The organism is Bacillus sp. WC2503 (assembly GCF_052682895.1).
The window spans coordinates 4,435,626-4,452,150 of the sequence record NZ_JBQYMD010000001.1; the positions used below are offsets into that span (position 1 = coordinate 4,435,626).

General features: G+C 38.6%; 19 protein-coding genes. 1 reads left to right on the forward strand and 18 read right to left on the reverse strand.

Features of this window, described 5'->3' with window-relative positions:
- Positions 1–5: 5 nt before the first annotated feature.
- Genes nuoH through nuoA form a run of 5 tightly spaced genes read right to left on the reverse strand, consistent with a single transcriptional unit; the run spans position 6 to position 4,154 of the window.
- Complete coding sequence (gene nuoH / locus ACUN26_RS22935; protein ID WP_000573426.1) at positions 6–1,007, reverse strand: NADH-quinone oxidoreductase subunit NuoH; 1,002 nt, start codon at positions 1,005–1,007, stop codon at positions 6–8.
- Positions 1,007–2,107 (reverse strand): NADH-quinone oxidoreductase subunit NuoD, encoded by a 1,101-nt coding sequence (nuoD, locus tag ACUN26_RS22940; RefSeq protein ID WP_000621442.1) that lies wholly within the window; start codon positions 2,105–2,107, stop codon positions 1,007–1,009. Before nuoD ends, nuoH begins: the two co-directional genes overlap by 1 nt.
- Before the next feature lie 3 nt (positions 2,108–2,110).
- Positions 2,111–3,280, reverse strand: a complete 1,170-nt coding sequence (locus ACUN26_RS22945) for an NADH-quinone oxidoreductase subunit C (RefSeq protein ID WP_445540888.1) — start codon at positions 3,278–3,280, stop codon at positions 2,111–2,113.
- Entirely contained in the window at positions 3,277–3,795 is a 519-nt protein-coding gene (nuoB, locus tag ACUN26_RS22950; protein ID WP_000236327.1) for an NADH-quinone oxidoreductase subunit NuoB, read from the reverse strand. The genes ACUN26_RS22945 and nuoB overlap by 4 nt, the downstream gene beginning before the upstream one ends.
- Complete coding sequence (nuoA, locus tag ACUN26_RS22955; RefSeq protein ID WP_000179269.1) at positions 3,786–4,154, reverse strand: NADH-quinone oxidoreductase subunit NuoA; 369 nt, start codon at positions 4,152–4,154, stop codon at positions 3,786–3,788. Before nuoA ends, nuoB begins: the two co-directional genes overlap by 10 nt.
- Positions 4,155–4,443: 289 nt before the next feature.
- On the opposite strand from nuoA, the gene ACUN26_RS22960 reads away from it, so the two are divergent.
- Complete coding sequence (locus ACUN26_RS22960; RefSeq protein ID WP_000744967.1) at positions 4,444–7,173, forward strand: putative bifunctional diguanylate cyclase/phosphodiesterase; 2,730 nt, start codon at positions 4,444–4,446, stop codon at positions 7,171–7,173.
- 92 nt (positions 7,174–7,265) lie between these two features.
- On the opposite strand, the gene ACUN26_RS22965 is transcribed toward ACUN26_RS22960, so the two are convergent.
- From ACUN26_RS22965 to ACUN26_RS23025, 13 genes are all read right to left on the reverse strand, one after another.
- Positions 7,266–7,919 (reverse strand): DUF975 family protein, encoded by a 654-nt coding sequence (locus tag ACUN26_RS22965; protein ID WP_000622474.1) that lies wholly within the window; start codon positions 7,917–7,919, stop codon positions 7,266–7,268.
- Between the two features lie 44 nt (positions 7,920–7,963).
- Positions 7,964–8,749, reverse strand: coding sequence for a DUF975 family protein (locus ACUN26_RS22970; protein WP_000578812.1), 786 nt, complete (start codon positions 8,747–8,749; stop codon positions 7,964–7,966).
- Between the two features lie 140 nt (positions 8,750–8,889).
- A complete protein-coding gene (gene atpC / locus ACUN26_RS22975; protein WP_000847214.1) occupies positions 8,890–9,291 on the reverse strand; it encodes a F0F1 ATP synthase subunit epsilon in 402 nt (133 codons plus the stop codon).
- Positions 9,292–9,311: 20 nt separating this feature from the next.
- Positions 9,312–10,721, reverse strand: coding sequence for a F0F1 ATP synthase subunit beta (gene atpD, locus ACUN26_RS22980; protein WP_001032588.1), 1,410 nt, complete (start codon positions 10,719–10,721; stop codon positions 9,312–9,314).
- 241 nt (positions 10,722–10,962) lie between these two features.
- Positions 10,963–11,823 carry a F0F1 ATP synthase subunit gamma gene (atpG, locus tag ACUN26_RS22985; protein ID WP_000157703.1) on the reverse strand — a complete coding sequence of 287 codons (861 nt, stop codon included), beginning with the start codon at positions 11,821–11,823 and terminating at the stop codon, positions 10,963–10,965.
- A 246-nt stretch (positions 11,824–12,069) separates the two neighbouring features.
- The gene (gene atpA / locus ACUN26_RS22990) at positions 12,070–13,578 is read right to left on the reverse strand and encodes a F0F1 ATP synthase subunit alpha (protein ID WP_000027515.1); all 1,509 of its coding nucleotides are present in this window, start codon (positions 13,576–13,578) and stop codon (positions 12,070–12,072) included.
- A gap of 11 nt (positions 13,579–13,589) precedes the next feature.
- Positions 13,590–14,132, reverse strand: coding sequence for a F0F1 ATP synthase subunit delta (gene atpH / locus ACUN26_RS22995; RefSeq protein ID WP_000064686.1), 543 nt, complete (start codon positions 14,130–14,132; stop codon positions 13,590–13,592).
- Entirely contained in the window at positions 14,129–14,635 is a 507-nt protein-coding gene (atpF, locus tag ACUN26_RS23000; protein ID WP_001142619.1) for a F0F1 ATP synthase subunit B, read from the reverse strand. Before atpF ends, atpH begins: the two co-directional genes overlap by 4 nt.
- Positions 14,636–14,763: 128 nt before the next feature.
- Complete coding sequence (gene atpE / locus ACUN26_RS23005) at positions 14,764–14,982, reverse strand: F0F1 ATP synthase subunit C (protein ID WP_000052064.1); 219 nt, start codon at positions 14,980–14,982, stop codon at positions 14,764–14,766.
- 56 nt (positions 14,983–15,038) lie between these two features.
- Entirely contained in the window at positions 15,039–15,758 is a 720-nt protein-coding gene (gene atpB, locus ACUN26_RS23010; RefSeq protein ID WP_000399876.1) for a F0F1 ATP synthase subunit A, read from the reverse strand.
- A 7-nt stretch (positions 15,759–15,765) separates the two neighbouring features.
- On the reverse strand, positions 15,766–16,158 hold the full coding sequence (locus tag ACUN26_RS23015; RefSeq protein ID WP_000567600.1) for an ATP synthase subunit I: 393 nt from the start codon (positions 16,156–16,158) through the stop codon (positions 15,766–15,768).
- Positions 16,158–16,382, reverse strand: coding sequence for an AtpZ/AtpI family protein (locus ACUN26_RS23020; RefSeq protein ID WP_001171219.1), 225 nt, complete (start codon positions 16,380–16,382; stop codon positions 16,158–16,160). Before ACUN26_RS23020 ends, ACUN26_RS23015 begins: the two co-directional genes overlap by 1 nt.
- Before the next feature lie 26 nt (positions 16,383–16,408).
- Positions 16,409–16,522: a DUF4024 domain-containing protein gene (locus ACUN26_RS23025; RefSeq protein ID WP_000232961.1), complete on the reverse strand. Its 114-nt coding sequence runs from the start codon at positions 16,520–16,522 to the stop codon at positions 16,409–16,411.
- Between the last annotated feature and the right edge of the window lie 3 nt (positions 16,523–16,525).

Genomic DNA, 16,525 nt, shown 5'->3' on the forward strand with positions numbered 1-16,525 from the left:
ATAGATTAGAAGAATAGCTCCTTAATCAATGCCGTTAAGAAAATATTTGCAAGTGCGATTGGTAATAATACTTTCCAGCCAAACTCCATTAACTGGTCACCCCTTATACGCGGGAACGTAACGCGGAACCAAATTAATAGAAAGACTACACTGCTAAATTTCAAAGCAAACCATACAGCACCTGGAATAAATCCAAGAAACATAACTGGGTTCCAGCCGCCTAAAAAAAGTACTGTAATTAAAGAGGCCATTCCGAAGAAATATACATACTCTGAAAGCATGAAAAACGCCCAGCGAAAACCTGAGTATTCCGTATGATATCCAGAAACAAGTTCTGACTCCGCTTCTGGTAAATCAAACGGCGTCCTATTTAACTCTGCTACTGCTGCGATTAAGAAAACGACGAATCCAATTGGCTGTACGAAAATGTACCAAACTTTCTCCTGCGCCGCTACAATTTCATTTAGATTCAAGCTACCAGCTAACAAAACGATACCAATTACGCTCATTACGAGCGGAATTTCATAAGAAATCATTTGCGCCGCCGCGCGCATCCCTCCTAAAAGGGAATATTTATTATTTGATGCCCATCCCCCAGTTACGACACCAATTGTCGTAATCCCAGAAACAGCAATGTAATACAGCAATCCGACACCAATATCCGCGAACTGAAATTTATCGGTAAACGGGATAACCGCAAGTACCATAAATGCTGGCGCAAATGCAATGACAGGTGCTAATATGAACAACGGTTTATCTGCAGCTTTCGGAATACTATCTTCTTTCAATAATAGTTTCAAAACATCAGCTACCGTTTGCAGTAAACCGAACCGCCCTCCAACTTGGTTTGGCCCAATCCGGCCTTGCATAAATCCCATCACTTTCCGTTCTGCCAAAATACCATATGTAACGAAGCCAAGGACTGCAAATAGTAGAAGCACTGCTAATCCGAAAAAAATGAAGAAATTCGTCCAGCTTGAAGGTGATTGTAAGAGCGTCTCAATCATTAGCCATCGACCTCCCCAAGTACAATATCGACTCCACCTAAAATCGTAATTAAATTGGCGATGTTTTCACCCTTCAATAACTTCGGTAAAATTTGCAAGTTATAAAAAGAAGGTCTGCGGAATTTCAGACGATATGGCTCTTTCTTTCCGTCACTAGCGATATAGCAACCAATCTCTCCGCGTGGTGATTCTATACGGACAAACGCTTCCCCCTTAGGCGCCTTAATAATTTTCGGCACTTTCGCCAGTACGGCTCCGTCCTTTGGAAACTGCTGGACTGCTTGCTCTACAATTTTTAACGACTCTTCAATTTCCTCCATTCGGCAAACGTAGCGATCCCAAGCATCTCCCACGCTCCCAACAGGAATATCAAAATTAAAACGATCATAAATCGAATACGGCTCATCTTTGCGAAGATCCCAGTTTACTCCGGTGCACCGCAAATTCGCTCCGCTTAAAGAATACGAAATTGCTTCTTCCGCGCTATATATACCAACGCCCTTCACGCGATTCAAGAAAATCTCATTACCACTAACAAGGTCGTGATAACCTGCCAATTGCTCTCTCATGTATGGAACAAACTCTTCCACTTTTTCAATCCAACCATCCGGCGCATCCCACTTCACACCGCCAACTCTCATATAGTTAAAAGTAAGCCGTGCCCCGCATAATTCATTTAATAAATTTATAATCATCTCTCGTTCACGAAACGCGTACAAAAACGGGCTGACCGCTCCTATATCAAGAAGATTTGTACCCCACCAAACGAGATGGCTCGCAATTCTTCCCAGCTCCATCGCAAGTACTCGCAAGTATTCGGCACGTTCCGGAATTTCAAGTCCCATCATCGTCTCTACAGCATGGCAAATGACGTAATTATTCGTCATTGCTGATAAATAGTCCATTCGATCTGTATAAGGGATAATTTGCGTATACTGTAAGCTCTCAGCGATCTTTTCAGTCCCGCGATGCAAATACCCAATAACCGGTGTAGCTTCTTTAATAATTTCACCGTCAATCTTAATAACAAGCCTGAAAACACCGTGTGTACTCGGATGCTGAGGTCCTACATTCAAAAGCATTTCTTCCGTACGAATCATAAGTTACACCTCCACATCATACGGTTCATAATCTTTCCTAAGCGGATACCCTACCCAATCATCAGGCATTAAAATACGCAATAAATTCGGATGTCCCTTAAATGCAATGCCTAGCAGATCATACGCTTCTCGCTCCGGCCAGTCAGCCCCTTTCCACAGCGCTGTTACCGATTCAACTTGCGGCACTTCTCTATCCAGCTTTACCTTCACCGCTACAGACTGTTTCTTTCCATATGAAAATAAATGAACATACACTTCCATATGAGTCACAAAATCTGTCGCATGTAGCTCTGACATATAATCAAAAGCAAGTCCCTCATGGAATCGTAGTAACTCCATCACCTCATAATATTTTGAAGGATCCACCACAAGAGTTGGTACATCTTTTGAAAGTTTATTAATATAGGAATCTACTAATGTGCTACCTCCTAATTTACCCCTAATAACCTCAACATACTGATTGAGATACGGCTGATTAACGGACGGTTCTTCTTGCTTCGGTACATCTTCCTTTTCACTTTCAGCACCCTTCGTCTTCGCCCTTGCCGCCGCAGCCGCTTTCGCCTTCGCTGCTGCAATTGCCTTCGCCTTTTCATCTCCCAAATTCCCATCACCTTGCGAAGCTTTCTGTTTCGCTAGCGCCGCTGCTTTTGCTTTCGCAGCTGCCACGGCCTTCGCCTTCGCTTTAGCCTTTTCTTCTTCCGTTACCTCTTCTGTTCCTTCTCTTTTTTGCTTCGCTAGCGCAGCCGCTTTTGCTTTCGCAGCTGCGGCTGCCTTCGCCTTCGCTTTGGCCTTTTCTTCTTCCGTTACTTCTTCTGTTCCTTCTCTTTTTTGCTTCGCTAATGCTGCCGCTTTTGCTTTCGCAGCTGCGGCTGCCTTCGCCTTCGCCTTCGCTTTGACCTTTTCTTCTTCCGTTACTTCTTCTGTTCCTTCTCTTTTTTGCTTTGCTAGCGCCGCTGCTTTTGCTTTCGCAGCTGCGGCTGCACGTTGTTTTGCTTCTTCTACAGTCATTCCATCAATTTTTGGTAGCGCTTTCTCTTTTTCTTGATTTTCTCCTTCAAGCTTACTTATTTCCCCATCATGTTTCGCAACAAGACGTTTTCTCGCTTCTTCTTTCGCGCGCCTAGCAGCTTCTCTTTTCAGATCCTCTAAATCTTTATTTGGATTACTCATTTATTCGTCACCTGCTTCCCTGTCTTTGCCTCGTAACGAATTTTCTCTTTCAACTTATTAATTCCATAAATTAAAGCTGCAGGGTTTGGTGGGCATCCAGGAATATACACATCAACTGGTACAATTTGATCTACACCTTTCACAACAGCGTACGAATTCACATACGGACCACCAGCAGTCGCACAAGATCCCATCGCAATAACCCATTTCGGTTCAGGCATTTGATCATATAAACGCCTAACAATAGGAGCCATCTTCTTCGTTACCGTTCCCGACACAATCATGACATCTGATTGCCTTGGTGAAGTCCGAAAAAATGACCCAAATCGATCTAAATCGTAATGTGATGAACCTACTCCCATCATTTCAATCGCACAGCATGCCAGTCCGAATGTCATCGGCCATAAAGAATTACTCCTCGCCCACCCTTTTAACTGCTCCAATGTAGAAAAAAAGATATTTCTCTCTAATTCCGCTCGCTCATTTGGATGTAGTGCCTCAAAATTTATAACCATTGTAACACCTTCTTTTTCCAAGCATAAGCTAATCCAACTAGCAACATTACAACAAAGATGAGCATTTCAATTAATGCAAATAAACCTAGCTTGTCATATGCAACAGCCCATGGATATAGAAATAAAGTTTCTACATCAAAGATGACAAACAATAAAGCGAAAATATAGTAACGAGCATGAAACCGAATATTTGCATCATGAAAAGGCTCAATTCCACTCTCATACGTCGTCGCTTTTGCTGCACTTGGTTTGTTTGGGCGCAGCATCCTTCCTAATGTAAGAGCCACTACCGGCAGTAATATGCCTACTAGCAAGAAAATCAAAACGATCATATAATTATTTTCATATACACTTGCCATTGTGAAACCCTCCCCCCTGAATTAAGAACAAGTTCACTTAGTAAACAATATGTCCCAGTTGCGACAAATATTATTTTTAAATTTTTCTAAATAATTAAACTATTTTATTTATTATAGCAAACTTCAAATTCCTATGTCGATATGTTGAGGACAGAAACAAGAATTATTAAAATCTATTTTTATAACTCGCTATACCGGTGCAAAATAAGTATAGAATTTATATATATTTTTTAGGCAATCACAAAAAATAAAAAGGGAAGTTTATATGTATATACCGTAGGTGATATAAATGAAAAAACAAACACATGTAAGTATTCTTATAATCATTTTATTGTTTTCTATCGCAATTCATTACGTAGCCATGCTCTTTCTATATGAATACTCATTTCCCTTTCAAATATTAATTGGAATGAGTACCCTATTAATTGATATTATCGCTTGTAGTTATATATTTTATTTTACAAATACGAAACAAGGGTTATCCCGTTTATTTTGGATCATATTATCTGTTGGGGCTCTCTCTTATTTCATTGGTGATATAGTTGTTTCCTATCAACGTTTAATTTTAAAGGACTACTATACGTTTGTTGATCCGTCTGACTTTTTTTACCTACTTTTTTTAATTAGCTTTGCACTTGCCTTTCTATACGAGATCATTTATAACCGGGACTTATTAGAAAAGCTTTTTATGATATGTGATATTTGTATTATCGTTACAGCCCAATTTACTTTAAGTTACTACTTACTTATTGAGCAAACCATTCACGTTTTCACAACATCCTATATCGATATATTTGTTCAACTTACCTATCCAATGGCTGATTTACTCTTTCTTTTAATTGGAATCAACCTTTTATTCAGACCATTATCCTTATTACCAAAACAAGTTGGTGCACTTCTTGGTAGTGCTTTAATTTTGTATGCTACTACAGATGCTATTTATGCTTATATAAAATATTTCACACCAGCGTATTCTATGTTTACAGTTACTCCGTTCTATCAAGTGGTTTTAGTGCTAGCAGCAATCGCCTGTATTCTTCATACGAAAGAGCCTGAAAAACAAGAGCAGGTACTATTAACGCCTAAATTTGGTGAATCAATCCGATTATCATTACCTTATATTTCTGTAGTAATGCTTATTATTTTTATATTGGCCGAATATGTTTTTGCCCCCATTGTAGTAATCGGGCTTATAATAACTTTCACTTTCGTTCTCATACGCCATAGTTTAGTTCGAAAACAAAATAAAATATTATTACTAGCCCAAATGCAATTCAACTTGGAACTCGAGAAACAAATTGAACTACGTACAGAAGATTTAGTAGAACAAAAAAATGAGCTCTATCATAACCAACAAATGTTTAAATCTTTATACGAGCACCATCCAGATCCAATCTTCACATTAGATTTGTACGGCAATTTTCTTAAAGTTAATAACGCTGGTACTACTTTACTAGGGTATCAAACGAATGAATTATTAAATCAACCTTACTACTCACTCATATACGAAGAAGATTTAGAAGAAATTATTAACGCCTTTCATCGCGTAAAAAAGGGGAATTCTATCTCTTTAGAAATACGAGCGTATCACAAAAACAGAGATATTTACTACTTGCATGTTACAGCTGTTCCCATCTTTTTAAAGGATCATATTTCAGGGGTCTACTTAATGATTAAAGATATTACGGAAAGCAAACAACAACAAGAACAAATTAACTTCCTAGCATATCATGATACTTTAACTGAACTTGCAAATCGCCGTGCATTTCATCAATATTTAGAAAAGGCGATTGCACGAGCAAAAATATCGAAAAGCTCCTTTGCTGTTATGTTTCTCGATTTAGACCGCTTTAAGGTTATTAATGATACTCTCGGGCATCGGGTGGGAGACCTCCTATTAATTGCAGTAGCCAAAAGGCTTGAACGATTATCAACACAGCATATGAAACTTGCTCGACTAGCTGGAGATGAGTTCACAATCCTCATCGAAAATTATAAAAAAAGGACAGATGTAAAAAAAATAGCTGATATGATTGTAGCGGCCATGAACAAACCATTCGAAATCGAAAATCAGCATTTACGAATCTCACCGAGTATCGGGATTGCAATATACCCTGAAGCGGGCGAAGACCCACTTTCTATTTTACAACATGCCGATATGGCCATGTACGAAGCAAAAAATAAAGGAAAAAATCGTAGCTCTCTTTATACGAAAGAACTATATAAGAAAATAGAACGAAAAGCTCGAATCGAAAAGGATTTGCCACTCGCTTTAGTAAACAAGGAATTTTATCTCGTCTATCAGCCACAAATTGATACGACAACAAATAAAATTATCGGCGCTGAAGCATTAATACGTTGGAAACATCCACTATTAGGTGACATTTCACCATGTGAGTTCATTCCAATTGTAGAAGAAACGCCACAAGTCGTTCCACTTGGACATTGGGTATTAAAAGAAGCCTGTCTCCAATTAAAAATATGGCATACCTTTGGCTATCAAAATTTAAAAATAAGCGTTAATTTATCAGCAAAAGAGTTCCAACAAAATCAATTAATCGAAAACATTTCACAAATATTAAACGACGTGCAGGTCGATCCAAAACATGTCACACTTGAGTTAACAGAACGAATTGCGATGATTAATGAAAAAGAAACACTATCGAGACTGAAGCAATTAAAAGAATATGGCATTCAAACGGCCATTGATGACTTCGGTACTGGCTATTCTTCTCTCGCTTATTTATCAATTTTCCCTATCGATACATTAAAGGTACCAAGAGAATTTACACAACTAGCCGATCATCGCCCTGAAGAAAGAGCCATCTTTTCCACTATCCTTTCTCTTGCAAATACTTTAAATCTCTCTGTCATTGCTGAAGGAATTGAAACGGAAAAACAACTTAAGTTTCTACAAAAAAACAACTGTAAATATATGCAAGGTTACTATTTCAGTAAACCTTTAACAAGTAAACAGTTTATAAAATTTCTACAAAAAACACCCAGTATGAACAATTAATTCACACTGGGTGTTTTTATCCTGCTATTTGCGAGAGTGAAAGTTCGTTATCATTTTGGGATGAATAAAGCCCCAATGACAACAGTTTCACTTTATATTGTTGGGGTTTTTTTCTCGTAATATTCTTCTGCAACCTCTTCGTAAAAAGCTGAAGCTGTCGTATAGAAATATGGAATTAACCAGAGGAATCCAATCCCTAATGTAATACAACTTAATATAAACCAACCAATAAAACTTAAACATAAAATGAAATACTCCATTTTATGCCCATCCATCATACGACGGCTTTCTGTAATGGCTTGATTCAATGAATACTCGGGATGATCGTTTATAATAAAATACGTCATCGCATAAGAAAATGATTTAATAATGCCTGGAATAATGAAAAGTAAAGTCCATAAAAGAAGATAAAGATTCACTAATAAATATACTAAAAATGATTTTAAAAATCTTTTCCCCTCTGTAAACCAAACAAATACATTGCCGATACTAGCTTGTTTTTCACGAATGATATTTAAAGCCAGATAATACCCCCCTAAAGTTAACGGTCCGGTAACAAAAAGTGTAAGAATATCTATCGAAAATGAACCAGTTGTATCTTGCCAACCGAAAGTTGAAGAAAATCCCCACTTAACACTAAAACTAAACATCGTGATAAGAATTGAAATTAATAATGTTGCCCCAACAGCTAAGCCCCATTTTCCTTCTAGAGAGTCTAACGCTTCTCCTTTTAAATCACTAATCATAATTAGCCTCCTATACGTAACAATTCTATTAGTATAGCATGTTCTTACCGCAATTCATCTTTTGAAATATAGCGATAAAAATGAGATGTCGTTGTACCCATATACGGACTAAGCCAAAGAAAACCTATTCCAAATGTCAAAATCGCTAAAATAACCCACCCTATAAAACTAAGCCATAAAAGAAACAAATCTAACTTATGTCCCTTCATAAGACCCTTACTTTCTTTCATTGCTTGTGACACACTATATTCTGGATTTCCAATCATTACATAGTACGTCATTGCATAAGAAAAATACATCACAATCATGCCAACGATTGAAATAGCTAATAGTACGAAGAAAGCAATTGCAAATGACGTATTCCCTTCTTCACCTAACAATGCAAATAAGCCTATTAACAACATCGGAATCCATGTACCTGTATATAACAAAATCGCAAGCATTGCCCACATTGTTTTCATCATTCTTTTAAAACCACGAAATCCTTCGAATAAGTAATCTACTTTAGCACCTTCTCGTTTACTAATCTGTAGACATACATTCGTATAACCGTATGATGTAATACCATACGATGCGTTACTCAAAATTATCATGATACAATAAAATACCCCAAATGTAATAGCTGCTCCAATTGATATTGTTTCCCCTTCAATTGAACCAGCGAAGCTAACAATTAAAAAAAATAGAATAAGTCCTGGAATTAAAAGTATAAGCATTGCAGCCATTGAAACAACATAACTTAAAATAAAATATAAAATCGTTGATCCAACACCTAGTCCCCAATTCCCCTTTAAAGAGTGCAACGCTTCTCGTTTCATTTCACCGATCATTGATTCATCCCCTTTATGAAATATAAATTGTTGTACATTCTCTACTTATACAACCATCAATGCAATTATACCATTTTTGTAAAATTACCCATAAAATACAATAAAAAAAATCCGTAAAGGTTTTACCTTTACGGATTTTTTTATTTCATATCGGAAACGTTTAAACGGTTCACAGCACGTTGTAATGCCATTTCTGCACGTTTAAAGTCAACATGTGCTTGTTTGTCTTGCATACGTTGCTCAGCGCGACGCTTCGCTTCATTTGCACGATGGATATCGATATGGTTTGCTTCTTCAGCAGATGATGATAATACAGTTACTTTATCTGGACGAACTTCGATAAAGCCACCGCTAACTGCTACATAATCAGTGTGTCCACCATTTTTCAGACGAACTGCACTAATTTTTAATGGTGCAACAGTTGGAATGTGACCTGGTAAGATCCCCATTTCCCCACTCTCTGCTTTTACACTTACCATCTCTACTTCTTTTTCGTAAACCGGTCCATCAGGAGTTACAATACTGACTGGAAATGTCTTCATACTTCGTCCCCCCTAAGGCCTTACGCCATCATTTTCTTCGCGTTTTCAATAACTTCTTCAATGCCACCAACAAGGCGGAATGCATCTTCTGGAAGGTCATCATATTTTCCTTCTAGAATTTCTTTGAAACCACTAACTGTATTTTTTACAGGTACATAAGAACCTTTTTGACCTGTAAACTGCTCAGCTACGTGGAAGTTTTGAGATAAGAAGAATTGAATACGACGAGCACGATGTACAACTAACTTATCTTCTTCAGATAACTCATCCATACCTAAGATAGCGATGATGTCTTGAAGCTCTTTATAACGTTGTAAAGTTTGCTGTACTTGACGAGCTACCTCATAATGCTCTTCTCCTACGATTTCTGGAGAAAGTGCACGAGATGTAGATGCTAATGGATCTACGGCTGGGTAAATACCCATTTGCGTTAAACGACGCTCTAAGTTTGTTGTTGCATCTAAGTGAGCGAACGTTGTAGCTGGTGCTGGGTCAGTATAGTCATCGGCTGGTACATATACCGCTTGGATAGACGTGATAGACCCTTTATTTGTAGATGTAATACGCTCTTGTAATTGACCCATTTCTGTTGCAAGTGTTGGTTGGTAACCTACCGCAGATGGCATACGACCAAGAAGGGCAGATACTTCAGAACCCGCTTGCGTGAAACGGAAGATGTTATCGATGAACAATAGTACGTCTTGTCCTTGCTCATCACGGAAATGCTCAGCCATTGTTAAACCTGTTAATGCAACACGTTGACGTGCTCCAGGTGGCTCGTTCATTTGTCCGAATACCATCGCAGTTTTCTTGATTACGCCAGAATCACTCATTTCGTGGTATAAGTCATTACCCTCACGAGTACGCTCACCTACACCAGCGAATACAGAGATACCACCGTGCTCTTGTGCGATGTTGTTAATTAATTCCTGAATTAATACTGTTTTACCTACGCCGGCACCACCGAATAGACCGATTTTACCACCCTTAATGTAAGGAGCAAGTAAGTCTACTACTTTAATACCAGTTTCAAGAATTTCTACTTTAGTAGATAACTCTTCGAATGCAGGTGCTTGACGGTGAATTGGATCACGGTGTACATCCGCAGGAAGTTCACCATCTAAGTCAATTGCATCACCTAATACGTTAAATACACGACCAAGTGTTGCATCACCAACTGGTACAGAGATTGCTTTACCAGTATCTTCTACTTCTGTGCCACGAACAAGTCCATCTGTGGAAGACATTGCAACTGTACGAACTGTGTCATCACCTAAATGAAGTGCAACTTCAAATGTTAAGTTAATGTTTGCTCCGTTTTCGTTGCTTTGTTTTACCGTAAGGGCGTTGTAGATTTCTGGTAGCTTTCCGCCATCAAACTTAACGTCTACAACCGGACCCATGATTTGCGTAACGCGCCCTTTATTCATCGGGTTCCCTCCTAGCTTTCTTTTAATTAGCCAGCTTTCTAAGAGAAGTCGGCTTTTAATTTTTTATTAGTTTATAGCTTATGCGACTCTTTTGACAGAGCCGCTTCCACTTTTTATTGAATCTAGTTCCAGCGGCTAGAACAGTCGGTCATTTCGCGCCTTCCTGTGAGGCAAATTACGCCTCTTCGTCAGGAGCTCCAATGCCCTCCTGTTCTGGACGAGCCGCTTCCACTTTTTATTACTATTCTAACGCTGCTGCTCCACCAACGATTTCCGTAATTTCTTGCGTAATCGCTGCTTGACGTGCACGGTTGAATGAAAGTGTAAGTGAATCGATAACTTCCATTGCGTTGTCTGTAGCACTCTTCATTGCTGTCATACGCGCCGCGTGCTCACTTGCTTTACCGTCTAGTAATGCACCGTACACTAAGCTTTCTGCGTATTGTGGCAATAATACTTTTAATATTTCTTCTTCAGAAGGTTCGAATTCATAAGCTGTCGTCGGTTTGTCAGACGCCACATCAGTAAGCGGTAAAATTTTATTTTCCGTTACTTCTTGTGAAATTTTACTTACGTAATGGTTGTAGTAAATATACAGCTCATCATAAGCACCATCTGCGAACATCGCAATTGCTCGAGAAGCAAGATCTTTAATATCAGTAAATGATGGGTGGTCAGATAATCCAACTACTTCATCAATGATGTTAAATCCGCGACGTTTTAAATAATCACGTCCTAGTCGGCCAAGCACAATAATTGAATATTGGTTTGAATCCATATTATGACGTTCACGAATCACGTTACTAACTGTACGTAATACGTTACTGTTATAACCACCTGCTAGTCCGCGATCAGATGTAATAACGATGTATCCTGTACGCTTTACAGGACGCGCATTTAGCATTGGATGATTAATTCCTTTACTTCCTTGCGCAATGCTCGCTACTACTTCTTGAATCTTTTCCATATACGGAACGAAAGATTTAGCATTTTGCTCTGCACGGTTTAACTTAGATGCAGATACCATCTCCATCGCTTTCGTAATTTGACTCGTTTTCTTTGTCGAGGTAATCTTCGCTTTTATATCGCGTAAAGATGCCACAGGTTTTCACCACCTTTTTTCCGGAAGTTGGCACGATTAGTAAGAATCCTCTTCCTAATCTACGTTGCAAGATATTCTTGCTCATGATTGAAGGAAAAGAATAGGTGCACCTACTCTTTTCCTCTACATAACCGTCAGCAATCTCAGAACCTGAGATGCCTTTTATATATACTATCTAGCTCCAGCGGCTTGAATGCTCGGTGGCTTCACTTCACATTCAAATCGAGCCGCTTCCGCTTTTATTAATTACTCAGAAGCTACGAATACTTTTTTAAATCCGTTAATTGCTGCTGCAAATTTGTCGTCATCCGCAAGTTTCTTAGTTGTGCGGATTTCGCTTAATAAGTCAGCTGCATTTGAATCTAACCAAGCATGGAATTCTTCTTCGAAACGAGTGATATCGACTACTGGGATATCATCTAGGAATCCACGTGTTAAAGCGTAAAGAATGATAACTTGTTTCTCTACACGTAACGGTTTGTGTAATCCTTGTTTTAATACCTCAACTGTACGAGCACCACGGTTTAGTTTCGCTTGTGTTGCTTTATCAAGGTCAGAACCGAACTGAGCGAACGCTTCTAACTCACGGTAAGATGCAAGGTCAAGACGAAGTGTACCTGATACTTTACTCATTGCTTTAATCTGAGCAGATCCACCTACACGTGATACAGAAGTACCCGCATCGATCGCTGGACGTACGCCAGAGAAGAATAGGTCAGATTGTAAGAAGATTTGTCCATCCGTAATCGAGATTACGTTTGTTGGGATGTAAGCTGATACGTCCCCTGCTTGTGTTTCGATGAAAGGTAGTGCAGTTAAAGAACCGCCGCCTCTTGCATCACTTAATTTTGCTGCACGCTCTAATAAGCGAGAATGTAAGTAGAATACATCCCCTGGATATGCTTCACGACCTGGAGGACGACGTAATAGTAATGAAAGCTCACGGTAAGCCGCTGCTTGTTTTGATAAGTCATCATATACTACTAATACGTGTTTACCATTGTACATGAACTCTTCACCCATTGTTACACCAGCGTAAGGAGCTAAGTATAATAATGGAGCTGGTTGAGAAGCTGATGCAGTTACAACGATTGTGTAATCTAATGCACCGTGCTTACGTAGTGTTTCTACTACGTTACGTACAGTTGATTCTTTTTGTCCGATAGCTACATAGATACAAATCATATCTTCATCTTTTTGATTAATGATTGTATCAAGTGCAACTGCTGTTTTACCTGTTTGACGGTCACCGATGATTAACTCACGTTGACCACGGCCAATTGGTACAAGAGCATCGATCGCTTTAATACCTGTTTGAAGTGGCTCATGAACAGATTTACGATCCATTACACCTGGTGCTGGACTTTCGATTGGACGAGTGTTTGTTGTATTGATTGGGCCTAAACCATCAACTGGTTGACCTAATGGGTTTACAACACGACCGATTAGTTCTTTCCCTACTGGTACTTGCATGATGCGACCAGTACGACGAACTTCGTCACCTTCACGGATTTCTGTGTAAGGTCCTAAAATAATGATACCTACATTGTTTTCTTCTAAGTTTTGTGCTAGCCCCATAACGCCGTTAGAGAACTCTACAAGTTCACCAGCCATAACGTTATCAAGACCATGAGCACGCGCGATACCGTCACCAACTTGGATAACTGTACCAACATCACTAACTTCGATTTCAGACTGATAGTTCTCGATTTGTTGCTTTATCAGTGCGCTAATTTCTTCAGCTCTGATGCTCATGTGCTTCACCCCTATCTATTCTTCATTAATTCACGTTGAATACGTGCTAATTTTCCTTGTAAACTTCCATCATAAATGCGATTTCCAATACGTACTTTAATGCCGCCTAGTAAATCTTCATCTACAACATTTTTTACGCGAATTGCATCTTTTCCCGTTCTCTTTGCAAATGCTTCTGCAATGTTAAGCTTCTCTTCTTCAGATAGAAGACGAGTAGAATACACAGTTGCATCCGCTACGTTACGTTCTTCATTAGCAAGAACAACATATTCATCTGCAATTTCAGGTAAGATTTCAATGCGCTTGTTATCAATTAAAATATATAACGTATTTAAAATAGATTCAGAAACAGATCCGAATACGTTTGCAAGAAACGTTTTCTTCTGCTCTTTTGAAATGTTCGGTTGCGTTAAAAAGCTATGTAGTTCTCCGTTCTTTACATAAACGTTTTGTACAAGGCGTAATTCCTCTTCAAACATTTCTAATACGTGTTTTTCTTTTGCAATTTTAAAAAGAGCGACAGCATAACGTTTTGCTACAATCCCATTGCTCATCGCGCTTCTCCTACTTCTTTAATATAATCGCGAATTAACTTCACTTGATCTTCTTCTTTTAACTCTTTTTCAATTACTTTAGAAGCAATTTGAACAGATAAAGAAGCGACTTGTTCTTGTAAAGCAGCAATCGCTTGCTCTTTTTCGCGTTGAATTTCTTGTACAGCAGATGCTTTAATTGATTCTGCTTCTTCTTTCGCAGCAGCAACAATCACATCTTTTTGATCTACAGCTTGTTTTTTCGCTCTTTCGATTAACTCTTGTGCTTCAACACGCGATTGTTTTAACATTTCACGTTGTTCTTCTACTAATTTCTTCGCTTCAGCGTTACTTCTTTCTGCAGCGTCGATTTCACTAGTAACATGCTCTTCACGTTCTTTCATAATTCCCATTAAAGGACCCCACGCAAATTTGCGTAGCATTACTAATAGAAGTAAGAAAATGAACAATGTATAAGCAATCGTTCCAAATGGAATGGCAGCCCCTAATAATAAAGTTGGCACAAGGATTCACTCCCTTCAAAATATCTAAATTGATCATATGAAAAAAAAAGACATACGTTTCGTTCATAAAGCAATGGCGAAGAAAGTTCAAAAAACACTCTTCGCCATCTATGTAAGGGGAGTCTCCCTTATTTGTTCATTACGATGAAAGCAATAACTACACCGATGATTGGAAGTGCCTCAACTAAAGCAACCCCGATGAACATAATTGTTTGAAGTGCGCCTTTTAATTCTGGTTGACGAGCAACACCTTCGATTGTACGTGATACGATAAGACCGTTACCAATACCTGCACCTAATGCTGATAAACCAATTGCAATTGCAGCTGCGATTACACCTAAACTCATTTAATTTGTCCTCCTTTGTATTATAAAAAAATAAATTTTTTCTTACTTAAATTATATTAATGGTCATGGCTTACTTTATGAGCCATATAAACCATCGTTAACATAACGAAAATAAATGACTGGATTGATCCAACGAATACACTGAATCCCATCCATGCTAACATCGGTACAAGCGCACCTAATGCTCCAAGAACTGATGCTCCGCCTAACTTAGCAAGTAATCCTAACAGGATTTCACCTGCATAAATGTTACCGAACAAACGAAGACCTAACGTTAATGTGTTAGCAAACTCCTCAATAACCTTTAATGGGAATAAGAATTTCATAGGTTGGAAATAACCTTTAACGTATTCTTTCGTACCCTTCATCTTAATTCCATAATAATGGGTGAGGGTAACTACCATCACGGCTAATGTTAATGTAACTGCTGGATCAGACGTTGGTGATCTCCACCATGCAATATGTTCGCCAGCCTCAACTGTTGAATACATGAATGGTAAACCAAGGAAGTTCGATACGATGATAAACATGATAAGCGTAACGCCAAGCGTTAAGAAACGTCCACCTGTTTTCCAGTCCATCGTACTATTGATAATCCCTTTCACGAAGTCAAACACCCATTCCATGAAATTTTGCATTCCTGTTGGGCGAAGAGCTAAGCTGCGAGTTCCTATAACTGCGATTAAGAAAACAATAACTGCTGCTACAGTAACCATCATAACTGATGACAAATCGAACGTTAAACCTAGAAATTCAACTAATTTACCGTGTTCCACTAGTAATTCACCTCTCTTCCCTGCTCTTATACTCTAAATAAAGAAAATCTATGATCATGACAAGATATCCTGTCAGCAATCCTACACCTAAGCCCCACATCGCAATTAACTCTTGATATTTGGCTGCAAATAAAATTAATAACCCAATTGTCGCGAATCTCGAATATGTACTTACCGCTGTTGCCTTAAACTTCACGTTTTCTCCATTCGTTACGCGATCTAACAGCTTGTCTGTTCTACGTGCAATGATGCGCAAACTAAGAAAACTGAAAATCGTTCCGATAATCAGCCCAAGAAATACATCCTTGTAAGAGGTGAATCCCCATCCTAGCACTAGAAGCGCAAGCAAGTAGTACATATATTTCTTTTGTCTTTGGACAAGTCCATGTACGTCTATCATCATTGCTCTCCCGAATAGTAATGTCGAATGAGTCGAATCATTGCGTATACCCCTGTTCCTAATCCTAGTAATAAACCTATAATAAGAAACAATGGAAACGTTCCAACCTTATTATCAATCCACTGCCCACCAAAGATTCCAATAAGAATAGAACCGACTAATTGAGCAAGAATTCCTGACATTAAAGCATAAGCTTTTATATGGCTGCGGTCGTTTTTTTGCAAGGATTCATCCCTCCAATATGTAACCCTCATTCACGATGTGTTAATAATAACTCATTTTTTTGCATAAATCCTATACAAAATAAAAAGTTTACATTTTCGTCACGGAATAGATGTATTTTTGTCACTGAAAGCCCTACCATCTA